We start from the raw sequence: 20975 nt of genomic DNA, 5'->3' as shown, positions 1-20975 counted from the left end.
CGCCCGCAGTGAGATCACTACCAAGTTGTTGTCGGAAGATGGCTTCGTGGTTGAATTCAAAGACGATCAGGGCGAAGATCAGAAAGAAACCTACAAGCAACGCGAATTCGAGAAACGTTTTTTTGCCGATGGCGCCAACCAGCTCTTTTGCAAAACCTTTCTGGAACATGCGCTTCGTGATCCTGTCAGCGGCGAGATCGGCAAATCCATCATCTTTGCCGTCAGCCAGAATCATGCCGAGAAGCTCGTCCAGATTCTTAATCTCATGGCGGACATCATGTTCCCAGGGAAGTATCAGTCTGATTTTGCCGTGCAAGTCACCTCACGGATACCCGACGCCCAGCAGTTCGCCATCAACTTCACCAATAACAACCTGCTCGGCTCCGCCAATTTTTTGCCCGCCTACAAAACCGGCAAAGCGCGGGTTTGCGTCACTGTAGCCATGATGACCACGGGTTATGATTGCCCGGATTTGCTCAATCTTGGCCTCTTTCGCCCTATCTTTTCACCCACCGATTTTATTCAGATCAAAGGGCGCGGCACGCGCAAACATAATTTTCTCGAACAGCTATTTGATGAAGACCTCAAGGAACTCATCACACAGCCTCGTAAAACGGCCTACAAACTGTTCGATTTCTTCGCCAACTGCGAATACTTCGAGGAAGATTTCAACTACGACGAAATCATCAAGCTGCCCAAGCCTAAAGGCAAAGAGGGCGGCGATGGCGCAAAACCAAGCCCTGCGGGCGCTTCTTCTTACGAGCACCTTGGCGCAGACATCATCTCCAGCATCCAGGAACAGACTATCGGCTACGAGGGCATGAAGATCGACCGCATGTTCTACGAGAAATTCGAGGACGCCATGCGCGAGAACGCGGCCATTGCGGAAGCTGTCGAGGCGGGCCAGTGGGATCGTGTCATTGATTACGTCAACCGTGAGGTTTTCGATAAGCCGAACGAGTTCTATACCCTCGATAAACTCCGTAAAGCCGCCGCTGTGGATCGCCGCCTGAGTCTGCGCGAAATTCTTGAGAAAATCTTCGGCCTGATTCCGCGCTTTAAATCCAGGGACGAATTGCTGGAAGAGGAATTCTCCAAATTCGTCGCCGACTGCAAACCCGAACAAGCGGAGGCTATCCCCGCGCTCAAGAACTACTTCAAGGCTTACGCCACCAGCGATCAGATTCGCCATATCATCGAAACCAGAGAATACACCGATCTTGCCACCAATCCGGTCTTCACCACGCGGGATTTTAAGTCCGTACCCGAGCAATACCGCACCCTCATACCCAATTACATCAAGGATTATGTGCCCTTGAACCAGTTCTCAGCTTAAACAATTTAACATGGATACACAGGATGAACAGGATAAAAGACTGTAACTATTCAGCGCGAAGCACAACAATTCCTCTCCAGCGGGAGAGGTTAGGGTGAGGGGAATAAAAAATGATGCTAAATGCTTGTTTAATTCTCCTCTTCCCAGCCCTCTCCATCAGGAGAGGGGGCAAGCTCTCAGCGATTTGCAGGTTTTCGGATTCGCTGAATAGTAACGAAAGAATCTGAATTTCCCTGAAATTGAATTTGTTTTTAATCCTGTCCATCCTGTTCATCCATGTAAATAAAATAATCATATGTTAGACACTCTCACCAAACGCCGCATCGATACGGCCCGCGATATTCTCGTGGGCAAAGTTCCTGACCCCAAATCCCAGGTTGAACAGATTACCATCGCCCTGATTTACAAGTTCATGGATGACATGGACGCCGAAGCCGAAGAACTGGGCGGCAAGCGCAAATTCTTTACCGGCGGCTTTGCCCGTTATGGCTGGGCCAAACTGATGAGCGCAGGCATCGGCGGCCATGAATTAATCGGACTGTACGGTGAAGGCATCGCTACCATGCCGCAGAATCCCGGCATTCCGCCGCTGTTTCGCGACATCTTCAAAAACGCCTATCTGCCGTATCGCGATCCCGAAACGCTCAAGAGCTTTCTTAAAATCATCGACGAGTTCAGCTACGACCATTCCGAGCGCCTGGGCGACGCCTATGAATATCTGCTCTCGGTTCTGGGCAGTCAGGGCGACGCGGGGCAGTTCCGCACGCCCCGGCACATCATTGACTTCATGGTCGAAATCATGAACCCGAAAAAGCAGGAGACTATCATTGATACCTCCTGCGGCACGGCGGGTTTTTTGATTTCAGCCTACAAGCACATCCTGAAGCACAATTCGAAAGACTACCAGCCGAAACAGGATCATCCGGCTGATGCTGAAAAAGGCGCGCCTCTGGAACTGCTGACGCTTGAAAGTCCGATGCGCTACAAGGGCGATTTACTGACGCCGGAGGAACGCAAACGCCTGGCCGGAAATATCAAAGGTTATGATATTTCGCCGGACATGGTGCGGATGTCGCTGGTCAATCTTTACCTGCATGGCTTCAATGACCCGCATATTTTCGAATATGACACGCTCACCAGCGAAGAGCGCTGGGACGAGTATGCCGACGTTATTTTCGCCAATCCGCCGTTCATGTCGCCAAAAGGCGGCATCAAACCGCATAAGCGATTTTCCATCCAGGCCAAGCGCAGCGAAGTGCTGTTTGTCGATTACATCGCCGAACACCTCACGCCTGCGGGACGCGCGGCCATCATCGTGCCCGAAGGCATCATTTTCCAGAGCCAGACCGCTTATAAAGCCCTGCGGAAAATGCTGGTCGATAATTCACTCGTCGCCGTTATTTCACTGCCGGCTGGCGTGTTTCAGCCGTATTCCGGCGTAAAAACATCGATTCTTATTCTGGACAAAGCGCTGGCCAAACAAAGCGGCGGCATTGCCTTTTTCAAAATCGAAAACGACGGCTTCGGCCTTGGCGCCCAGCGCCGCGCCATAGCCGGTGAACAGCTCACTTCGGCACTGGCCGGAATAAAGGAATACTTTATTGATTATTTGAACATGGATAGACAGGATGGACAGGATAAAAAACAAACATCCTGTAAATCCTGTGCATCCATGTTAGAAGCGCTTGTTTCCCAAGGCACTGCTCTGGTTGTGACTAAAGAAAAGATCGCCGCTAATGGGGATTATAATTTAAGCGGAGAGCGGTATCGGGAGGGTGCGGCAAAGAATTACATTTTCCCTTTGCTTAGGATTGGCGATGTCTGCACTATCAATCCACGCAAAAGTCAGTTGGCTAACCTTAAAGCTGATATGCGCGTCTCGTTCGTTCCTATGGCCGCTATTAATGAGCACAGAATAGCGTTCCACCCCAGCGAGAAAAAATTGCTTTCAGAGGTATCAACGAGCTACACCTATTTTGAAGACAACGATGTTCTACTTGCTAAGGTCACACCTTGTTTTGAAAACGGTAAAGCGGGCATCGCACGCGGCCTTGTTAATGGAGTCGGGTTCGGTTCAAGCGAGTTTTATGTGCTACGTAGCAAAGGACAGGTACTTCCCGAATGGATTTACTTCTGCGTTATGCATCCGTTTTTTCGAGATACTGCTGTCGCTCAAATGACCGGCACGGGTGGACTGCAACGCGTGCCACGAGATTACGTAGAGAACTTCCCAATTCCCTTGCCCCCGCTGGAGGTGCAGACGGAGATCGTGGCGGAGATCGAGGGTTACCAGAAAGTCATCAACGGCGCCCGCGCCGTCCTCGACAACTACCGCCCCCACATCCCCATCCACCCCGACTGGCCGATGATGGAGCTCCGTGAAGTGTGCGAGATCAATCCGGAAACGATCAATCCAGCCATAGCATATCCAAACCAAATGGTCTTCTACATTGACATCTCGTCTGTAGAAAACGAAACCGGGCGGTTCCTCGGGTATAACGAAGTCATATCCTCCGACGCTCCGAGTCGAGCACGACGTGGTATTTGCGGCGGTGATGTCCTGGTCTCAACGGTACGGCCCAATTTAAAGGCATTCACCCTCCTCAAAGAAGTGAAAGATCGTGCGATTGCCTCTACAGGATTTGCTGTACTTCGAGCGCGTAATGGCATAGCGGAGCCAGCCTTTGTTCTTGCGGCGGTATGTTCGGATCATATTGTCAATCAAATGGTTAACATGATGGAAAAAGGTGCTTATCCCAGCATCAACCAGTCAGATATTGCAGCCATCAAGATTTCTCTCCCACCCCTCGCCACCCAACAAATCATCGTCGCCGAGATCGAAGCCGAGCAAGCGCTGGTCGCCGCCAACCGCGAACTGATCACCCGCTTCGAGAAAAAAATCCAGGCCGCCCTCGCCCGCGTCTGGGGCGAAGAGTTTTAACATGGATACACAAGATGAACAGGATGAAGAAAAATCCTGTCTATCCTGTTTATCCCTGTTATTTTTTTTCGCTTATTAAGTTAATGATAAAAATGATACGCTACAACCTGGGTAATGTAGAAAACTGCCTGAGATAAGCGCCTCACCATACAAGCAAGCAGTTTGCCGCCATCCGTGGACGCTGGATTTACCCTGTAAGTCCTTGCACATGGCTCTTTTGGTCAATGCACTCCATGCCGGAATGAGGCAAAATACAAGTTGGCTTTATTTTTGAATGCTTACATAAAAATAGAACCGGAGAAAAACTTAACTGATAAAAACACCTGCGCCAGGCGCCATCTGAATGACAGCCACTTTAGGGGAGAAAACCATGAGCAATATAGATGAGATCAATATTGAATTACAGCATATGCAACAGCAGATGCTGGTTTACCTGCGAAAACACTGGAAACTGTTTTTAACCGAAGGGATTATATTCATCGTCCTGGGTATTTCCGCCATCGTAATACCTCAGGTCTTTACGGTAGCGATAGTCCTCTTTTTAGGCTGGATTATTCTCTTTGGCGGAATAGTTCATATAAGCCGCGCCTTGTTTTTCTGGCAAATGCCGGGTTTTTGGCTATGGCTGTTCATGGGTCTTTTGCAGCTTGTAATCGGCTTTTTATTTATCGCCAATCCCATTGCCGGCATACTCACCTTAACCATGCTGATGGCGCTGTTTTTTGCCCTGGAAGGCATTACAAAGATTTCCCTGGCCTTGATGATGCGCCCCTTAACCAACTGGGGCTTTATGCTTTTTAGCGGCATCACGGCTTTAGTGTTTGCGTTGATTATCTGGCTGGGCTGGCCTGAAACCGCCAATTGGCTGTTAGGCCTATTTTTGGGGATTAATATGGTTTTTTTGGGCTGGTCGCTGGTCAAAATCAGTCTGCATCACAAGGAAAGTCTGTAATGCCCGGCTTCCTGTCCGCATAGGGCTGTGTACTACGCTGTAAATCAAGTATTTCAGGAAAAAAGCACATGCAGCAACAAAAAAGTGAGCTCATCAAAAAATCATTGATTGCTATGGTTTTTGTTGGCGTTGTCCTGTTTTTCGGGCATATACTGGAAGTCCATCTTCCGGATCTGGAAGCCTGGATTGAGAAGCTGGGCGCTTATGCGCCGGCAGGCTTTATTGCCGTATTTGTTCTCTTGGTCCCTGTTTTTGTGTCTGTTGATGCGCTCTGTTTTGCTGCCGGATTATTATTTCCACTCGGCGCCGGCATGCTTTATATCATTTTGGCCACCTATATGGCGGCGGCGCTTATTTTTTTTCTGGGGCGTTATCTATTCAGGGAAAAGGTTCTGGCCTTTATCGCCAAACATGAACAGTTGGCGACGCTGGACGCCGTATTCAACCGGCAGCCGTTTAAGCTGATGTTTTTATTGCGCCTGACGCCTTTGCCTTTGGCAATGCTGAGCTATGCCCTGTCTGTCACTCAGGTCAGGTTCTGGCCGTATTTGGCGGCAACCAGCGGTATTCTGATCTACAACCTCAGTCTGGTATATCTCGGTTTTACCACCAAACATATGGCGGCTTTATTGAGCGGGCCGACCAAGCCAAGCGGCATTTCCTATCCTTTGCTGGCTGCGGGCCTGGTTATTTCAGTGCTGGTATTGTTCTATGCGGCAAAAATGGCTGCCAGTTCTATCAACCGGATAAAGTCAGAAAATCCCGGCCAGAGCATCCATTAGTGGAATTTTACCAGGCAATTCCGCCTTTGCTGGTGCAATTTGCGCTGACCGTGGCTTTTTCTTTTATAGTGGGTCTTGAATTTCGCCGCTATCATCATGCCTATGAGTATAAACTGCATTTTGGCAGCACCCGGACTTTCGTCCTGATCGGGACACTGGGATTTATCCTGTATTTAATCGATCCCAGCCGCTTATTGTTTGTCTCGGGTCTGATAATTCTCAGCAGTTTTTTATTGATTTTTTACTGGCGGCTTTCTTCGGAAGGATATTATTCGCTGTTGAGTACGGTATTTGCGCTGCTGATTTATTTAATCGGCCCTATCGCCACTGCTTTCCCGATCTGGTTTTTAGTGCTTTATAGTGTTTTGCTGATTCTGCTGCTTGGCGAAAAACCCAGAATCCACCAGATTTCCGACCAATTGGCTAATGAAGAAATCGTTACCTTGGCCAGGTTTTTAATCATCGCCGGCGTCATTTTGCCGCTGCTGCCGGATCAAGCCATAGCTCCGATGCTGCCGGTCAGCTATTATAAAATCTGGCTCGCGGTAATTATCGTATCCGGTTTTTCTTATCTGAGTTATCTGATCAACAATTATTTCTTTAAAAATCGCAGCCTGTTGATTACCGGCGTTTTGGGCGGCTTATATTCAAGCACTGCTGCGACGGTGGTTATCGCCAAGCGCGCCCGGGAACTGGAACAGGCCGACGGTTACGTATCGTCCGCCCTGATTATGGCGACCATCATGATGTATCTCAGATTGCTGGTGATTATTTTTTTGTTTAATCGCGAGGCCGGCGAAATTTTATTGGTTCCGTTTCTAACCCTTATTTTCCTGTCCTCGTTAATCATTGCCGGTTTGCTGAATTTCAAAAACAATAGACCGGTAGTCAGCGAGCCTGCCTCGGTAAAACATCCTCTAGAATTAACCACAGCTATTGTATTCGCTTTAGCTTTTGTGCTTTTCACTTTTCTGACCCAGTATGTCACCAGCCATTTCGGCAGTCATGGTCTTAAATTCCTGGCCGTTAGCGTCGGCTTTACAGATATTGATCCGTTCATTCTTTCCCTGCTCAGCGGCAAGTTTTCAGTACCTGATTCAACCCTTGTTTTGGCGGTCATTCTGTCCAGCGGCAGTAATAATCTGTTAAAAGCGGCCTATGCCGTCGCACTGGCGCGCAACCGATCAGTTCTGTATGCCGCAGCCTGGCTAGCTTTTTTGTTTGTGATTTCTGTCGCCTATACCTTTAAACAGGGCTGATGAAGTTTTTAGAAATCTTGGGGATTTGCCGGTTATTTTTTTGATATGGAATAGTCAACTTTCGGAGTATTACGCTTTATGAAAAACCAGCGCAGCCATAGATTGATAACCAGGGTATTGATAATCGGCGGGCTGATCGCGGTATTGAGCTATTTATTTCATCCCGCCACAGGACAACTCAGCATGATGATTAATGGCGAGCCCGTAGCGGAGCCGTTAACGCATTTTGCCGCTGTTCCTACGCTTTTTGCAGTGCTTTTTATCACCGGCATTCTTACCCTGCTGCTTTTTTTCGGGGCAGGAATATTAATGTTTTTTGCGGCGTTGATTTTCGCCATGCTGGGCATTGGGCTGGCGGCGCCTTATTTCTGGCCGGTATTGCTTATTATTTTCCTGATAATTGCATTGATGGGATTCAGTAATAATCATAAAGAGTGAGCGATAGCATCGCTATCGTTTAAGTTTTCCTGTTTCCCAAACGCAGCTCCAGCCAGCTGTCAATTTTACGCAAAATCTGCTTGCGCAATGCCGGACTGGAGAAAAGGTGCTCATGGTGGCTTTTTCCCGCTAACACCATCTGTTCATTGTGCGGATGTCTGGTGTAGGTTACGGCAGCGAAATCGCTATTTCCCCAGGCCGCGGTAATGGGGTCATGTTCCGAATAGATAAGCAGGTAAGGGATGGCAAAAGCGGCCATGCGGCGCCTGAACAGAATGATTTCCTTTTCCACTGCCAGCACATAACGCAGAATGCAGCGGCGGATACAGTAATTATCCCGGCGCAGGCGGCTTCTTTCTTCGGGCCAATCGCTCAGGTATTCCACGACCCAGTCCGGGCGGGTCGGCGAAAACAGATTGCGCAGACCCGGCAATGACAGCAGTTCAATAAGGCCATCCTGCACAGGCACGCTGAGCAGGGCCAGCAGTTGATGCCACAGTAACAGCAGTAAGGGTTCGCGGTGCGGATTGAGAAAGTGTTCGTGAGTATGAAATGAAAACCGGATAAGCGGATTCTGGAACCAGCCGCGCCAGCCTGGCACCTCGGTAACGGCAAAGGCCGGGCCAGTGAAAATAATGCCGGTTATTGCGGCTGTTGAAGCGGCATTGCCGGCTTGCAGCAGCCAGGATGCGCTGACCAGCGAGCCGAGACTATGCGACAGAATAAACACCGGCAAAGGGCTTTTGCCTGACGCCTTGTTACTGTAATCAATCAGATAAGCCAGGGCCTGCTCCAGATCATTTCGCAAAGGTTGCAGATTGCGAATTTGAGCCTGTTCAAGATAAGCCCGGCTGACATCATAGGCTAAGGCGCCGGCCTCAATACTTTTATGCGCTTTCATAAGCACCGGATTGCTCAAGCCATGCGCCGTCATATCCATGCCCGCGACAATAAAACGGTCGGCAAAATAGCGGGCGATTTCACCATAGCGGCCAATATGTTCATTCATGCCGTGCACTATCAGCAGGCAGGCCCTGGCGGAATGCGGCTGGGCCGGCGTCAGCATCTGAAGGCGCCGGATTGAGCCGGCTTTATTAACCGCCAGAGAGTGCTCTTCGCCCCAGAGCGGATACTTTACGGTTACCCTTTTTGATGATGCCAACTGCAAAACCTCTCTGGTAAATTATTGCAAGGATAAGATCTGCTGGGTATTATTGAAAAGATCTCCAGGTTTATTACGCATCAAACAATAATCTTAACCGCCGTGGCTGGCAACTATTGAAAACCCGGCACAAATAGCAACAGTATGGCTGTGCGAATTGGCTTAAGCAGGGATGATTTTGAACAACAAACAGCGCTATGTGGTCAATCGAAGTAGTGAGCGCTTAGGCAACAGGCTTGATAGCGGTGGAGATTGGCTCTACCTCCCTCAGTTGGCAGGACAGCTTTCAGCTGCGGAGAAAAGACTTCAGTACTTAAGCGCAAATGTCTATTTAGCTTCATCATCATGTTGGCAAAAAACAATTTTATTAAAATGTTTGAAGTAAAACCTCATAACTTTATAAGGACTAAATACAATGGATAAGCCCGAAGATAATATTTTTAAAGTTTTTTTGACTTTACTGAGAAGCACCTATGACTATCTAAAAAACCTGGTGATAACGGCTTTTGGCGATGGCTCAAAGCAAGAGTCAAAAATTGAAATCAATAAACCTTTGGATAAAAAGGAACCGAAGATAGAAATTAATAAGCCCTTGGATAAAGAAGCGGCTGAAGCCAGGAGAAATAAATTTATCTACCTTGGCCTGATATTAGTTCTGACGCTGTTTTGGCTTAATAGCGCACGGGAAGTACAGCGCGACGAGATTCCTTTCAGCCAGTTTCTTAATTATGTAAAAGAGGGAAAAATTGACAAGGCTGTGGTAACAGAAAAATTTATTACCGGAGCCATTAAATCCGAAGATACTGACAAGCCGGCCAAACGTTTTGTGACAATTCCTCTATGGCAAACTGATCTTGTCAAAATGCTGGAGCAGAATAAAGTTGAATTTGTGGTCAGAAGCGGGGAAAACTGGCTCACTGATATTTTTACCAACTGGGTTATTCCGATTTTAATATTTTTCCTTATTGGCTCATGGATTATGCGCCGCACTACTGCCGGGGCGCAGTCTTTTCTCAATTTGGGAAATAAAATTCATATACATGAGGATACGCAGGCGAAAATTACCTTTAATGATGTGGCTGGCGCTGACGATGCCAAGCAGGAACTTAGAGAAACCATCGATTTTTTAAGAATGCCGGAAAAAATCCAGAAACTGGGCGGGCGCATGCCTAAAGGCGTGTTGCTGGTAGGTCCGCCTGGAACCGGCAAAACCTTGATGGCGCGGGCTGTTTCCGGTGAAGCGGGGGTGCCTTTTTTCAATATCAGCGGTTCGGAATTTATCGAGCTGTTTGTCGGGGTGGGCGCCGCCCGGGTTCGGGAGCTTTTTCTGCAGGCACGCAATAAAGCCCCGTGCATTATATTTATTGATGAACTGGATGCGATCGGCCGCTCCCGCGGAGGACCCGTCATGATAGGCGGCCATGATGAGCGCGAACAGACCCTGAATCAGCTGCTGACCGAAATGGATGGCTTTGATACCTCCGTTGGGGTTGTGGTGATGGCGGCGACCAACCGCCCCGAAATCCTCGATAAAGCCTTGTTGCGCGCCGGCCGCTTTGACCGCCAGATTGTGATTGATAAACCCGATTTACAGGATCGCATCGAGATTCTTAAGCTGCACACCAAATCAATAACACTGGCTCAAGACATTGACGTGGCAGTAATCGCCAGACGCACTCCGGGACTTGTCGGCGCCGATCTTGCCAACATTGCCAATGAAGCCGCGATTATGGCGACCCGGGTTGGACACAGCAGCGTCACAATGGCCGACTTTGAAGCGGCAATCGATCGCATACTGGCCGGACCGGAGAAGAAAAACCGGGTTTTAAATCCGGAAGAAAAACGCCGGCTTGCTTATCACGAGGGCGGGCATGCGCTGGTCGCTGAACATGTGCCGACGGGTCAGCCGGTGCATAAGATATCGATTATTCCCAGAGGGGTATCGGCGCTGGGCTTTACCTTGCAATTGCCGGTGGAAGAAAAGTTTTTATCGACAGAAGAGGAACTCAAGGATCAAATAGCCATTTTATTGAGCGGACGCGTTGCTGAGGAAGTTGTGCTGGGCAGTATTTCCACCGGCGCCCAGAATGATCTGGAAAAAGCCAGTGAGATTGCGCGTAATATGGTCTGCAGTCTGGGCATGAGCAAAAAATTGGGCTCACTGACCTATGGCAAGCGCCAGCAGCTGCAATTTCTGGAAACAGAACTCTCGGAATCCCGCAATTACAGTGATGAGACTGCCCGGCTTATTGATGCGGAAGTCCTGAATCTCATCTCGGAAGCTGAAGCGCGCGCCCGTAAAATTATTACCGAAAACAGGGTGGCGCTGGATAAACTGGCGAACTTGTTAAAGGAGAAAGAAGTCATTAACCGGGAAGAAATGCTGGCATTACTTGAAACTCAGCCAGCCTGATACGGTAAAGCGCATTTAGATAGATAAATGCGCGCGGCCTTAGATTGACTGCTTGACTGTGGTATAGTTTATCTCCAAGGAATCGCCATAAAAAGTCAGGAAAAACTGTATCTTATGCCGTTTCATTCCCCACCGATCAGTGACAGTCATGGCCTTGCCGGATCAGGTCTTGATTGCCGTTTGCAAGCAGTGGATCAAGCCACAAACCCAAGAGGGCGAACACGAGTATGCGCCATCATGCGATACCTGGATACCGTCTGCTCCTGCTGATAACGGGCGTGTTGACTTCAGCCGTGAACTGCCCGAACACAGGAGATAGGGAATCAGACAGAGAATCGCCGGTTTTGGCCTGGTACGTTTTCGCCGAACCTTCAGGGGCCTTTCGCGGCGCTGCCAAGCGCTGCTCGCAACTGGCGGGGGGACGTTTCACCCTTGTTCTCAAACCCCTCCCCACCGATGCCGACCAGCAGCGGGAACAGTTGGTTCGACGCCTGGCGGCCGCAGATCCCGACATTGACATCATTGGCATGGATGTCATCTGGACCGCTGAATTTGCAGAGGCCGGCTGGATTCTGCCCTGGCCTGCTGCGTCGTCGAAGCGGGTCTCGATGGAACGTCTGTCTGCTGCCGTGGAGAGCGCTCGCTACAAAAATAGACTCTGGGCCGCCCCTTTCACCAGTAACGCCCAGTTGCTCTGGTACCGCAGCGACCGGGTGAAAAGCCCTCCTCGTATATGGCATGAGCTTATTGAAAAAGCCGAAACTTTCGGCAGTCCGGGGACTCTGCAGTTGCAGGGGCAACGCTACGAAGGACTGACAGTGTTTTTCATCTCCTTGCTGGCTTCTGCGGGCGGATCGGTGCTCGACGAAAGCGGCAGCGGCGTCGCGCTGGAGGAGGCCCCCACTGTAGAAGTTCTCTCCTTAATGAAAAAGATTGCCTCCTCCCCCGCCGCGGACCGCGCATTGGCGACGGCGCGGGAGGATCAGGCGCGGCTGGCTTTCGAAACGGGGGAGCCGACTTTCATGGTTAACTACCCCTTTGTCTGGTCCAGCTCCCGTCAGAACGCCCCCAAAGTGGCAGCGCACATGGCTTTTGCGCGCTGGCCTTCAATCAACCGGCACCACCTGAGCCGCATCGCCATCGGCGGGCTCAATCTGGGCGTCAACGCCTCCGCCCGCCATCCTGGGCTGGCTTTTGAAGCCGCTGAATGCCTGGCCTCGAAAGCCAATCAAGTCATTGCCGCAAAACAAGGCGGCTTGCCGCCTACTCTGGAAACGCTTTACGATGATCCCGAAGTCCGCCAACGATTTCCTTTCGCCGATAGCCTGCGCGAAACCCTGCGCGAAGCCGTGCTGCGGCCACGGACGCCGGTGTATAACGACGTCTCTCTCGCCATCAGCCGTACCCTGCACCCCATGCGCGATATAGATCCCGTAACTGATGCGAAGAGATTGCGTAAGGCGGTGGCGCGGGCCCTTAACTCGGAGGGACTGCTGTGAACCCTGGAGGCCGCGACGAACGCCGCCTGGGCTGGCTGCTTTGCGCCCCTGCCGTTGTCGCCATGCTGGTGGTCACCGCTTATCCCATCTTATACGCGATTTGGCTTTCCCTGTTCCGCTACGATCTTCGTTTTCCCGATCATCGGGAATTCATAGGCCTCGCCAATTACGCCAGTGTGCTAACTTCTGAAGTATGGTGGCAAGCGCTGGTTAATACCTTGATCATCACGGCAGGTTCGGTCGTATTCGAACTGGTGTTTGGAATTGCCCTGGCGCTGCTTATGCATCTGACGACTGTCGGTCGCCGCATTGTCAGGACCGCCGTTCTCGTGCCCTACGCTACGATCACAGTGGTTGCCGCGTTGGCTTGGAAGTTCGCTTTCGATCCCACTACCGGTTTCATCAACGGCCTGCTGGGCCTGGAGAATGCCTGGCTCACTGAACGCTGGTCTGCTTTTTTCGTCATCATTTTTACCGAAATCTGGAAAACCACGCCATTCATGGCGCTGCTATTGCTGGCGGGGCTGACGCTGATCCCCGAGGATCTGGTCCGGGCGGCTCGAGTGGACGGCGCTTCGACCTGGCAAAGATTCTGGCGGATCATTCTGCCATTAATGAAACCGACGGTGCTAGTGGCGCTCCTGTTCCGGACTCTGGATGCTTTTCGCATCTTCGACACGGTCTATGTTCAGACTCGGGGGGCTCAGGATACCGAAACGGTCTCTATCGTAGGATACAACACACTCATTGTCAGGCTTAATCTCGGCTTAGGTTCGGCAGTGTCCGTGTTGATTTTCTGCGGGGTACTGCTGATTGCCTTTCTGTTTATCAAAGGGTTCGGCGCCTCGCTTCACGAGCAACGAGAGGATCGGCCATGAAAAACAGGCAGGCGCGCAGAGAAAGGTTTTTTTGGTATGGCAGTGGGCTGATGGCGGTTTTCTATGCCCTGTTGCCGATAATCTGGATCATTTCCCTGTCGCTGAAAAGTACAGCTGACCTCAACGATCGGCGTTTCTTTCCTGTTAACATGAATTTTGATAATTACCGAAGCCTGTTCGCCGACACTCAATTTTTGGCAGCGCTCTGGAATTCCCTCGGCATTGCCCTGATTGCCACGCTGCTTTCGGTCACGCTCGCCATGTTCACCGCCTACGCCCTCGTGCGTCTGGAATTTCCGGGCAAAAGGGCCATACTGGGAGGAGCATTGGCCATCGCCATGTTTCCACCGGTCTCCATCATCGGTCCGCTTTTTAACCTGTGGCGATACCTCGGCCTTTTCGATACCTGGGCTGGATTGATTTTACCTTATATGACATTTACATTGCCTTTGGGAATATGGACTCTTTCCGCCTTTTTTCGTGAAATTCCCTGGGATCTGGATAAAGCGGCGCGCGTGGACGGCGCTTCATCGATGCAGGCCTTCCGCTATGTAATTGCACCCCTGGCAGCGCCCGGCGTTTTCACGGCGGCGATTCTGGTGTTTATTTTCGCCTGGAACGATTTTCTATTCGCCACCGCTCTTACTTCCACGAATGCCGCGCGCACGGTGCCGGCGGCTATCGCCTTTTTTACCGGCAGCTCCCAATTCGAACAGCCGACCGGCTCCATCGCCGCCGCCTCGGTGATAGTGACCGCACCTCTTTTAATAATAGTGCTTTTGTTCCAGCGGCGCATCGTTGCCGGACTTACTGCCGGCGCCGTCAAAGGCTAGAGAAACATGGCGGAAATCATACTCGATCGCGTCAGCAAACACTTCCCGGATGGAACGGTTACCTTGCAAGAAGTCAGCTTTACTATCCGGAACGGCGAGTTTTTCATTTTGGTAGGACCTTCAGGCTGCGGCAAGTCAACTTTGCTTAATCTGATCGTCGGTCTCGAAGCTGTAAGTGCCGGCGAAATCCGCGTGGATGGCCGAACGGTGAACAAGCTCGATCCCAAAGATCGCAACATGGCTATGGTATTTCAAAGTTACGCTCTTTACCCGCACATGAGCGTACGTGAAAATATCGCCTTTCCGTTGCGGCTGGCTAAGGTTTCAAATGCAGAAATCGCCCGTCGAGTCGACGAAGCGGCAGCGATTCTGGAACTGACTCCGCTGCTCGAACGCAAACCGGCAAGCCTTTCTGGCGGTCAGCGCCAGCGCGTGGCCATGGGCCGCGCCATCGTTCGAGAACCTGAGGTATTTCTTCTTGACGAACCCCTCTCCAACCTGGACGCGCGGCTGCGAGTGCAAATGCGCATCGAGATCGCCCGTCTGCAAAAGCGGCTCGGCACTACCCTGATTTACGTCACTCACGATCAGACCGAAGCCATGACGATGGGCGACCGGGTAGCAGTAATGAATCGGGGCAAAGTGCAGCAGATTGGCACCCCCAGGGAGCTTTACTATCATCCGGCTAACCTGTTCGTGGCTGGTTTCATGGGCTCGCCGGGAATGAATTTTCTTCCCGCCCTGATCGACGGAACCCGGCTGATTCTGCCCATTGGGGAAACCGAACTGGCGGAGGAAATGCTGCGGCATTTGCCGGCCGACTGTACTGAACTCATCGCGGGTATCCGCCCGGAATATTTCCGTCCGCTCGAAGCCGATAACATTTCCCGCGGCGAACTCGCCTTTGACGCCTTTATCGACGTTCTGGAATGGTCAGGCGCTGAACTCTATGTCTATTTCGATGTAAAAGTTCCCGTAAAGTCGCTGGCAATCCCCTGGCCGGACGATCTCTGCGGTAAAATCCGCGAAAACAATACGCTGCCCCTGGTCGCCCGCCTCCCCTCTTCAGTCTTTATTAGTAAAGGCGATAAAATCTCGCTGTTGCTGGACACCTGTAAAATCCATCTATTTGCTTATAAAACAGGAAAATCCTATACCCGAAAATTGCCGCTAGCGCCCGCTGGAAATGAGTAACTAACACGAAATCAAAGCTGATACATCTGATACTGAATCTCCGTTATTCAGATAAACCAATATCCAGTTTAGCTATCAGCTGATGGGAAAATAACTTATTTCACGCTTGGAAGCTGTTTTACTCGCGCTGGCATTCAGTATGCCCGCATGAGCATACGTCACCGTCCTGCTGGTTCTCGCAACTATCACAACAGTATTCCTGGCCCGGCTGCACCGGGCAGTTACAAGAGGGATTGGCGCAAGTTGAGTTTTCTTGATCCGAATCACGGGTTACAGTGGTCATAGTATTCTCCTGAGAAAAATTTTAACGGCTAAACTCATTTATTACTTAGTCTGCTATTACTTAATCGCCGAAGAGGGCGCCCCCTCCCTGTTGGATGCTTCATCTCATTAGCAACTGAAATAAAGTAGGAAACTCAAAACCAGATGTGATGCATCTGTTCATTCAGGTCTCTTTATGCCGGCTAAACCCGATACTATCGGGCCTTATAAATCTTATACACTAAACTTGTTTCCGGGGATGTACGCTGGGTAACTTAATAAAAAATTTTCGCTATACAAGTTCTGCGTATATTCGCTCCGAAAGCGCCGGCTTAGTATTTAGACGGGCCAAGCACATTTATTAATTAAAGCTATAAATTAAGCCCATCGTAAAGCGGATTGCGAAATTTTTTAACTAGCGAGCCTGAGATAATTAACCCGGCTAACAAGCCGATGCAGGATTGGGCAAGCTGACTTGTCTGTCGATAAATCATCACGATATGTCGGGGCACTCTCCAGACTCAGCAAGGCGGGAAGAATTGATGATAGTGGCCGAAACAGGATTGAAAAACCGGCTCGTTGGCCGCAAGTCAACCTGCAAGCAATCAAGCAGAGCTGCAATTATCCGCAGCCAGGGAACTTATTGCCCCATGAACATTAACTGTAGCGGCAACCGGCTGTAGATTTCATGGCTGACCGTTCAGGGGTATTGGGCATTTTACCCTGAGCTTTATAAATTCTCGATTTTTGCTACCAAGCGCCACTGGATAGGATTACCATAGGCCAGTGCATTAACCCCGGATTAAAAATTTTATGACTGCGGACCCGTTCACAATTCAGGTGGAATGCTATGCCGGTTACCGGACGGATGAAACCCCTCGACGTTTTTTTATGGGCGCTAAAGCTATTGAAATCCAAGAAGTAATTGATCGCTGGTTAGCGCCGGACTATCGTTATTTTAAAGTGCGTGCAGGCGGAAATGATATTTACCTGCTGCGGCATGATGAATTAGCACAGCGCTGGGAGCTGACCCTGTTCCAGAGCGGGAAGTATGAGGGCAACCCCCTGTCCTCAACTTGATCAGGGCATATGAATCTGACTGCCGGCCATTGCTCCGGACTTTACGGGATGGGCAGAGCGTAGCGTAAAGCCGCGTTGCTAGTGGGATGGAACGAAGGCTCAGGCATCGCTGCTGCAGATGTGGAGTCAATCCGTTACCTCTTGCCTAATAACGTTGTCGACAATACCGGGGGCACTGAAGTAGCCGACTCCGTTGATTAATTCCGCCGCATGACTTGAGCGGCAGTTACACGGTCAGAAGAGGACGATCACCGCCTATGTCCAATACCAATCGCCTGTCGTCGAAAAACAGATCGTTCCGTGCCCGGGCAAAATCGTGAGGCGGTAGAGGAAGTATCATGACTGCTCGATCATCGCCTGGTATTTCATGTTCGGGAACTACTCCCCACCACCGCCGCCCGCGCCGTAGTCATCGCCAATGTCGTAATCCCCGTACAGGTCTCTGTACTGATCGGCGGGAGCTCGGCCTCGATGATTCGCAGGAGCAGTTCGTATAAGGCCTCGCCCTTCATATTGACCAGCGTGACTCGCCGATCGTCTGCTCCGCGTTCCGTTCGGCCATGAAGTAATCAACCGGCATTTTCTTCTCGATCTGGTAATATTCCGGAATAGATACGCAGAGAAAGAATAGTTTCTCCAAGCGCTCGAGGGGGATGCCGTGTTCTGGCTCGACGAAGGCAGTGGAGATAGCTAAGTCGCCAAGGGCGACCCTCATTGCCAAAAGCGCTTCTTTCGTCGGCCTCATGCCCGGATTGGTAACGCATGCCGGCTTCGATTCCGCCTAACGTACAGGTAAGGGGCACCCGCTAACGGAAGTCAAGTGAAACCGCCAAACCCGATTCAAAAGCAAACTTTCAAAACCGCCGCCGGAGGCGCGCCTCTGGTATTTTAACAGCGGTTATGATTAGCCCCCGGTAGGGCGGCAGGCTTTTTTGCCCAGCGTTTAAATCCGAATTGTTCCGGCTGGGCACAAACAGCATATGCGACCTGCCCGGCTCGACGAGATTCGGTCATTCATGCTTTGCTTTTTCCCTCAAGCCTGCCTTTCCTGCGAGGTTTTGATTATTCGGTACTATAAAGCCTCCAAGAATGCTACTAAGTTGTCAAGTTCTGTTGATGTAAATCTGACATTCAAGAGTCCTTGGTATAGTTCGACAGTTCTCCTCAGGTTGGTACCTGAACCATTTGCGAAATAAGGCTGACGATGAAGCCCGCGCAACCTAGGCGTTTTCTTCTTGTCGATATCGCACCACAACCCAGTCGTTAAGGCAAGGCCCGGATCAGTTGTCACCCATGTTATTCGATTAGACAACCGTCCATTCGCTCCACAGTTAACGGGTAATCCATCTGTTTTATTTAAGGTATATTTAATCAATTTTTCAAATAAAGCGGGATCTAGTGACTGCGAGCCTGTTAATGTAGCCCCGCTAGGTCCTGTATTACTCGATATCCCAATATTGAATCCAGGGTCTCGCCCAGTGCCGCCAAAGCCGATGCTGGAACCAATATTGTTACGGCTATGGCAAGTCTGACAGCCGGCCACGACTTTAACACCCGCTACCTTAGTAGCAAGTAATTTTGTGCCGTTAAATAACTCCTGACCATCGAGGATAGCCTTTTTTTTCTTATCCGTGCTGGTTGCCCACGCATCAAAGAGGTCAAAAACCTTAGTAATTGTTCTGCCTGTAGTACTTAATGGGTCAGGCGCAGTAACTCGAGCAGCTAGAAATGAATCTTCTACATTGTAAGCTCCTCCGGAAGCAAACGGCCCGATCTTGTTATTATTTTCGTCAGCTTCATCTGTGCGTAGTCCCTTTAAGGAGTTCTGTGCTGAAAAAAGACCCATCTCGAAATTAACGCCGTCAATAGCATTATCGGTATAATACGAACGAAATGTTCCGTCGAGCTGCGCATGACCGAGTGTAGCATCCTCAAACTGCTGTAATAACGCGTCTTTTAAAGGTTTTCGAGCAACGAATGTGAAACCCTCAAGGTTAACGCTTTCCCGCATATCCCACATTACCGGGCCTGTAAAGTCCTGTGCCAGAGTTTCATCATCATTTAATCTGCCCAGGTTGGCTGCAGGGAGTGGACGACGATAAACGGTAACTTTTGCAGGGTCTTCAGGGCTAATCTCAATACCAGAAACTACGCCAGGCAAATAACCGGCTAGGGTAAACTGGGCGCCAGGCGGGATATCACGGATTACTTTGATAAGCCCATACTGAATCAGGTTGTTATAGGCAATGCAGGGATCGATGTAATCAGGATCATTTTTATTCAGGAGCGAAGCTTGCCCTAAGGCCACTGTCCACGAACCGTCAAATGGACGAAATAGGGGATCCAGTAGACTGGTGCCCCTCTGGCCGGGAATGCTGTTATCGACATTGTTTGCATCGTTAAACCTGACAAACTGCTGTGCGGCACTTGAAGCATCAAAACCCCCTGCCGCCTTAAGTAAATGGCAGGTTCCGCAAGTCCGCTGGTTCGTCCCCAGATTGCTAAAAAAACTGCTGCTTTTGATAAATACATCGGAATCCGTGCTGACATGAAAAACTCCCAATTTACCTACCTCATTAGGAAATTCCTGAAGATTGAATAGACCGACGGGCGGCTGACTATCGTCATTTGCCATAGGGGGATTAACAAAGTCGTTTGACAGTCCACAAACTCCTCCGACCGCCGCTTCGCTCACCCACATACTTAACTGGAGCGCTAGCAAACAGTTTATAATGTTTAATGCCTTGAAAGGCTGAAATCTTTCAGGTTTTTTAGTCATACGATTTCTCCATTTGAAGTACGAAGATCAGCAGTATGGCGACAAGATTAAAGCTGAGTTTTTAGAGACTTCTTCCATTATTTGTAAAGATAGCTGCGACAGCGTCGCTTGCGTACTGAGGCGTAAGACCACAGGTGCAACTGTTGCCACGGCATGTCCCTCTCAATGCGGCCAAAGTCTCGTAGAAAGACTCGCAAGCTTTATCGTAATCCCAATGAACTAAAAACACCACACCGGTAAAAAAATAGACCGAAGGCCAAGACCATTAACGCGTACTCCACCTTTTTTGTTTCCCGATGAGATAACTGAAATGGTTTAATTAAACAGGACACTTCTAAAGACAGATTTATAACGTGATGTAGCTACACTAAAGCAGACCCTCTCTATAAAATACCCTCCAAAAAGAGTGAATCCAAATGAAACCAGAAAAGCCTGATATTTATACAGCCTAATTCAGAGAATCAGCGGTCAAGCTGGCGAATGAAGCGGATAAACCCATCACTCAGGTCGGCAAAGATCTCGGCATTAACGTCACTACCCTGTACACCTGGATCGGCAAATACAGCCGCTCTAAGGAGAACGATAAAACGGTACAAACCGATGAGCCTCTTTACGGTGAACTCAAGCGCCTCAACAAAGAATCCTCCCGCCTGACCGAGGAGCGCGATTGATTAAAAACGGCGGCAGCGCACTTTGCCAGAGAACACCGGTGAAGTACGCCTGGATTCACCAGCATACAACGGAATTTTACGATAGGCTCGATGTGTCGGTTTATGCAGGTATCGCGAAGCGCCTATTTATGATTGGCTGCATCGCGTTCCCGCCACGGCTGAAAAAGATGATGCTGATCTTACGGCTATCCTGCAAAGCGAATTCAATAAAAGTCGGGCAACCTACGGTGCTGGTCGCCTCAAGACGGCCTTATCAGGCCGAGACTATGTATTGCCGCAAGCAGCTCTTAACCATCTGTCCGGTAAAAGGTTGATATATCATAAATGCCAGGATGCTTATTAAGGACAGGTTGTTCGCCAAGGAGTGCCCTAAACCATAAAATATTTTATTAAGTTGCGCAACGCACATCCTATAAAGAACTTTGGGTATATATAATAAATATTGCCCAATATTATCGGGCTTGGCCGGAATTTAAAGAGCAGGAATGCAAACACAA

The 20975-nt window shown here is 50.0% G+C and carries 18 protein-coding genes and 1 pseudogene; 15 read left to right on the top strand and 4 right to left on the bottom strand.

The genetic code is table 11. The annotated features are described in order from the left end of the window. On the top strand, nt 1–1336 hold a 1336-nt coding region (locus HUX64_RS15540), incomplete at its 5' end, for a hypothetical protein (RefSeq protein ID WP_217426565.1). Between the two features lie 46 nt (nt 1337–1382). On the opposite strand, the gene HUX64_RS19335 is transcribed toward HUX64_RS15540, so the two are convergent. Then, complete coding sequence (locus HUX64_RS19335; RefSeq protein ID WP_217426564.1) at nt 1383–1631, bottom strand: hypothetical protein; 249 nt, start codon at nt 1629–1631, stop codon at nt 1383–1385. Between HUX64_RS19335 and HUX64_RS15535 the strand changes: the two genes are divergently transcribed. From HUX64_RS15535 to HUX64_RS15515, 5 genes are all read left to right on the top strand, one after another. Next, a complete protein-coding gene (locus HUX64_RS15535) occupies nt 1632–4277 on the top strand; it encodes an N-6 DNA methylase (RefSeq protein WP_174627131.1) in 2646 nt (881 codons plus the stop codon). Nucleotides 4278–4647: 370 nt separating this feature from the next. After that, nucleotides 4648–5229 (top strand): HdeD family acid-resistance protein, encoded by a 582-nt coding sequence (locus HUX64_RS15530; protein WP_174627130.1) that lies wholly within the window; start codon nt 4648–4650, stop codon nt 5227–5229. Nucleotides 5230–5297: 68 nt separating this feature from the next. Continuing rightward, nucleotides 5298–6011, top strand: coding sequence for a TVP38/TMEM64 family protein (locus tag HUX64_RS15525; protein WP_174627129.1), 714 nt, complete (start codon nt 5298–5300; stop codon nt 6009–6011). Continuing rightward, entirely contained in the window at nt 6011–7270 is a 1260-nt protein-coding gene (locus tag HUX64_RS15520; protein WP_174627128.1) for an MgtC/SapB family protein, read from the top strand. Before HUX64_RS15525 ends, HUX64_RS15520 begins: the two co-directional genes overlap by 1 nt. A 78-nt stretch (nt 7271–7348) precedes the next feature. Beyond that, on the top strand, nt 7349–7708 hold the full coding sequence (locus tag HUX64_RS15515; RefSeq protein WP_174627127.1) for a hypothetical protein: 360 nt from the start codon (nt 7349–7351) through the stop codon (nt 7706–7708). A gap of 19 nt (nt 7709–7727) precedes the next feature. Here the strand turns inward: HUX64_RS15515 and HUX64_RS15510 are convergent, their stop codons facing one another. After that, nucleotides 7728–8870 carry a serine aminopeptidase domain-containing protein gene (locus HUX64_RS15510; protein WP_246247068.1) on the bottom strand — a complete coding sequence of 381 codons (1143 nt, stop codon included), beginning with the start codon at nt 8868–8870 and terminating at the stop codon, nt 7728–7730. A gap of 178 nt (nt 8871–9048) precedes the next feature. Between HUX64_RS15510 and HUX64_RS15505 the strand changes: the two genes are divergently transcribed. The 8 genes from HUX64_RS15505 to HUX64_RS15470 all read left to right on the top strand — a co-directional run bounded on the left by HUX64_RS15505 (nt 9049) and on the right by HUX64_RS15470 (nt 17028). Then, nucleotides 9049–9255: a hypothetical protein gene (locus HUX64_RS15505; RefSeq protein ID WP_174627126.1), complete on the top strand. Its 207-nt coding sequence runs from the start codon at nt 9049–9051 to the stop codon at nt 9253–9255. Nucleotides 9256–9285: 30 nt separating this feature from the next. Further along, complete coding sequence (ftsH, locus tag HUX64_RS15500; protein ID WP_174627125.1) at nt 9286–11283, top strand: ATP-dependent zinc metalloprotease FtsH; 1998 nt, start codon at nt 9286–9288, stop codon at nt 11281–11283. Between the two features lie 139 nt (nt 11284–11422). Continuing rightward, on the top strand, nt 11423–11602 hold the full coding sequence (locus tag HUX64_RS19870; RefSeq protein ID WP_246247067.1) for a hypothetical protein: 180 nt from the start codon (nt 11423–11425) through the stop codon (nt 11600–11602). Between the two features lie 25 nt (nt 11603–11627). After that, nucleotides 11628–12782, top strand: a complete 1155-nt coding sequence (locus tag HUX64_RS15495; protein WP_246247066.1) for an ABC transporter substrate-binding protein — start codon at nt 11628–11630, stop codon at nt 12780–12782. Beyond that, complete coding sequence (locus HUX64_RS15490; RefSeq protein ID WP_174627123.1) at nt 12779–13660, top strand: carbohydrate ABC transporter permease; 882 nt, start codon at nt 12779–12781, stop codon at nt 13658–13660. The genes HUX64_RS15495 and HUX64_RS15490 overlap by 4 nt, the downstream gene beginning before the upstream one ends. Further along, entirely contained in the window at nt 13657–14493 is an 837-nt protein-coding gene (locus tag HUX64_RS15485; RefSeq protein WP_174627122.1) for a carbohydrate ABC transporter permease, read from the top strand. The genes HUX64_RS15490 and HUX64_RS15485 overlap by 4 nt, the downstream gene beginning before the upstream one ends. Before the next feature lie 6 nt (nt 14494–14499). Next, on the top strand, nt 14500–15687 hold the full coding sequence (locus HUX64_RS15480; RefSeq protein ID WP_174627121.1) for an ABC transporter ATP-binding protein: 1188 nt from the start codon (nt 14500–14502) through the stop codon (nt 15685–15687). 1074 nt (nt 15688–16761) lie between these two features. Beyond that, nucleotides 16762–17028 carry a hypothetical protein gene (locus tag HUX64_RS15470; RefSeq protein WP_174627119.1) on the top strand — a complete coding sequence of 89 codons (267 nt, stop codon included), beginning with the start codon at nt 16762–16764 and terminating at the stop codon, nt 17026–17028. Nucleotides 17029–17536: 508 nt separating this feature from the next. On the opposite strand, the gene HUX64_RS15465 is transcribed toward HUX64_RS15470, so the two are convergent. Continuing rightward, nucleotides 17537–17773: a hypothetical protein gene (locus HUX64_RS15465; protein ID WP_174627118.1), complete on the bottom strand. Its 237-nt coding sequence runs from the start codon at nt 17771–17773 to the stop codon at nt 17537–17539. 327 nt (nt 17774–18100) lie between these two features. Next, nucleotides 18101–19807: a hypothetical protein gene (locus HUX64_RS15460; RefSeq protein WP_174627117.1), complete on the bottom strand. Its 1707-nt coding sequence runs from the start codon at nt 19805–19807 to the stop codon at nt 18101–18103. 473 nt (nt 19808–20280) lie between these two features. Between HUX64_RS15460 and HUX64_RS20515 the strand changes: the two are divergent. Beyond that, a pseudogene (locus HUX64_RS20515) lies at nt 20281–20731 on the top strand (transposase family protein); the annotation flags it as partial. Between the last annotated feature and the right edge of the window lie 244 nt (nt 20732–20975).

The organism is Candidatus Methylobacter favarea (genome assembly GCF_902806695.1).
Classification (GTDB): domain Bacteria; phylum Pseudomonadota; class Gammaproteobacteria; order Methylococcales; family Methylomonadaceae; genus Methylobacter_B; species Methylobacter_B favarea.
Note: the sequence above shows the minus strand (reverse complement) of the source record. Positions and strands in the feature narration are given on the sequence as shown.